The organism is Mesorhizobium sp. M7A.F.Ca.CA.001.08.2.1 (assembly GCF_003998455.1).
Lineage (GTDB): Bacteria > Pseudomonadota > Alphaproteobacteria > Rhizobiales > Rhizobiaceae > Mesorhizobium > Mesorhizobium ciceri.
This window is the reverse complement of the sequence record NZ_RZPW01000784.1, coordinates 1-2,778: the sequence shown is the minus strand read 5'-3', so window position 1 is coordinate 2,778 and position 2,778 is coordinate 1. Positions and strand designations below refer to the sequence as shown.

At 60.7% G+C, this 2,778-nt stretch carries 2 protein-coding genes and 1 pseudogene; all 3 read left to right on the top strand.

The features are described 5' to 3' along the window. Positions 1 to 598 (top strand): aldehyde dehydrogenase (locus tag EN914_RS30840; RefSeq protein ID WP_127389493.1); only part of this gene is annotated, 598 nt, incomplete at its 5' end. A gap of 12 nt (positions 599 to 610) precedes the next feature. Then, positions 611 to 1,524: pseudogene (locus EN914_RS30835) on the top strand (SMP-30/gluconolactonase/LRE family protein). Between the two features lie 58 nt (positions 1,525 to 1,582). Next, complete coding sequence (locus tag EN914_RS30830; RefSeq protein WP_024502393.1) at positions 1,583 to 2,512, top strand: LysR substrate-binding domain-containing protein; 930 nt, start codon at positions 1,583 to 1,585, stop codon at positions 2,510 to 2,512. The last annotated feature ends 266 nt before the right edge of the window (positions 2,513 to 2,778 follow it).

The following is a 2,778-nucleotide window of genomic DNA, read 5'->3' as shown; positions in this document are numbered from 1 at the left end:
GAGCTGCGGCGCTGGAACGCGTTTCTTCGTTCACAAGAAGATCTACGACAAGGTCATGTCCGGGATCGCGGCGCGTGCCGAAAAGCTGAAGCTCGGCGCAGGGCTCGATCCTGCGACCGAGCTCGGCCCCGTCGTCTCTCAGCAGCAGATGGAACGCATCACCCGACTGATCTCGGAAGGCAGGAGTGACGGCGCCGAGATCGTCACCGGCGGCACACGGGCCGGTGACACCGGCTATTTCGTCAAGCCGACGGTCATTTCCCGGACGCGGCCGGACATGTCGGTGATCCGCGAAGAGATATTCGGGCCGGTGGCCTGCGCGATGCCCTTCGACGACGAGGATCTGGACAAACTCGCCAAGGACGCCAACGACACGGAATATGGCCTTGCCGCATCGATCTGGACCAACAATCTGGGCGCCGCGCATCGGCTGGCCGCGAAGATCAAATCCGGCACGGTCTGGGTGAACTGCCACAACGTCAATGACGTCACCATGCCGTTCGGCGGTTTCAAGCAGTCGGGCTGGGGGCGCGAACTTGGCGAGCAGGCGCTCCAGCTCTACACCGAGACCAAGACCGTCGCGATCCGGCTGCCATAGGCGAGGCGGTCGATGTCCTGCTACGAAATGATCGACGCGCGGTTTGGGGACCTGATCGATCCGGTCGCATTCCTCGAAACCATCCATACGGGAAATCGCTGGGCGGAGGGGCCGGTCTATTTCGCCGATCTTCGCTCCCTGATCTGGAGCGATATCCCCAACGACAGGATGCTGCGCTGGGACGAGGAGACAGGGGCGGTTTCGCTTTTCCGCGGCCATGTCTCCAACCCGAACGGCAATACACGCGACCGCAACGGCAGGCTGGTCACCTGCATGCAGGGGGAGCGCCGCGTTGTGCGCACCGAATGGGATGGTGCGATCACCGTGCTGGCTGATTCCTTCGATGGCAAGCCGTTGAATTCGCCGAACGATGTGGTCGTCAAATCCGACGGCAGCGTCTGGTCACCGACCCCAACTACGGGATCATTTCAGACTATGTCGGGCGCAAGGGTCTGCAGGAGCAACCGGGCTGCCGCGTCTACAGGATCGATCCCGGCTCGGGAGCAATCACCGTCGTTGCCGATGATTTCTCCATGCCGAACGGGCTCGCCTTCTCGCTTGACGAGAAGCGTCTTTATATTTCGGACTCCGGCTTCCTCACCGACCGCAGCGCCCCGCATCATGTCAGGCAATTTGACGTTGACGGTGACAGATTGGTAAATTCCCGCATCTTCGCCGATATATCGCCTGGCATTCCGGATGGTTTTCGCCTTGATGTTACGGGCAATCTCTGGATCAGCGCATGGGATGGCGTACAGTGCCATACGCCCGAAGGTGAGCTCATCGGGAAAATTCAGGTGCCGGAAATGGTTGCGAACCTGGCCTTTGGTGGGCCGCGCAACAATCGGCTGTTCATCACGGCGACAACGTCTGTCTATGCCGTGTTCTTGAATGTCCGAGGCCAGAAGTACCCGTTCGGCATGTGACACGGACGCCGCCGGGTCAGCCTGGAGGCTCTGCAGCAGCGGACGGTTGGGGTGAGAGTTGGACACGAAGCAGCTACAGGTATTCATCGCCGTCGGTGCGGCCGGCAGCTTCTCGAAAGCCGCGCTCGACCTCAACGTTACCCAGCCGATGGTCACGCGTCATGTTCGCGGACTTGAGGAGGAGCTCGGCGTCGAATTGTTCTATCGCAACGGCCGCGGTGTTGTGCTGACCGAGGCGGGCGTGCTCTTGAAGGCCCACGCCGACGAGATCGTCGAGCGGATGCGGCTGGCGCAGAATGCGGTCTCAAACCTCAAATCCTCGCCGAAGGGGAGGTTGGTGCTGGCCGTGCCGCCTTCGGTCGGCACCGTGCTGACGGTGCCGCTGGTCAAGAAGATCAAGAACGAGTTTCCCAATGTCGCGCTGCAAGTGATCGAAGGCTTCAGCGGCCATATCCTGGAATGGCTGATTGCTGGTCGCATCGATGCCGCAGTGCTCTACAATTCGCCGAACCATCCTTCCGTGCTGACCGAACCGCTGGCCGATGACGAGCTGTTTCTGATCGGACCGGTGTTGTCCGAGCGCGTGCTGCCGCGCGGGCCGGTCGGCCTCAACATTTTCGCCGAGCTGCCGATGATCCTGCCCAGCCGCCCACACGGGCTGCGGCGACTTATCGACAACACCTTGGCGGAGCATGGCATCTATCCGCGTGTCGAGATGGAACTGGAGGCAATGCCTTCAACCTTGCTTCTGGTCGAGGAGGGCACAGGATATACGGTTCTGCCCTATGCCTCCGTCCATCTCCTTGTTGAGGCTGGCCGCATCCAGGTCTGGCCATTCGACCCGCCGATTACCCGACAGCTGATCCTCGCGACCTCGTCGCAGCGACCGATGTCCTCGAACTTTCGCCCACTCTTCCGTGCGGTGCGCACGGAACTGCGGGACATCATTTCCACCCACATCTGGAAGCCGACAACTTATCCTGAATGAGTATGCGAAAAGACTGCATGGCTCCAAGTCGGCTGGCGGTTTGCACGCCCAAGGCTGGTCGCGAGCTCCGGTCTGGGCTAGCCGACCACATAAGTTTATTCGTTTTTGACCAATACGCGCGGGCGGATTCCTGTAATCTTCAAAAAAACACCGGGCTAACCGGGCCAACCAGAAAGGTCGGGGAATGAAATACGTCGTCGATACGATCGGCGGTCCCGCAGGCGGTGATGCCTGGCAAGCCGCTGTTACCGAAGCCTATTTTTCGC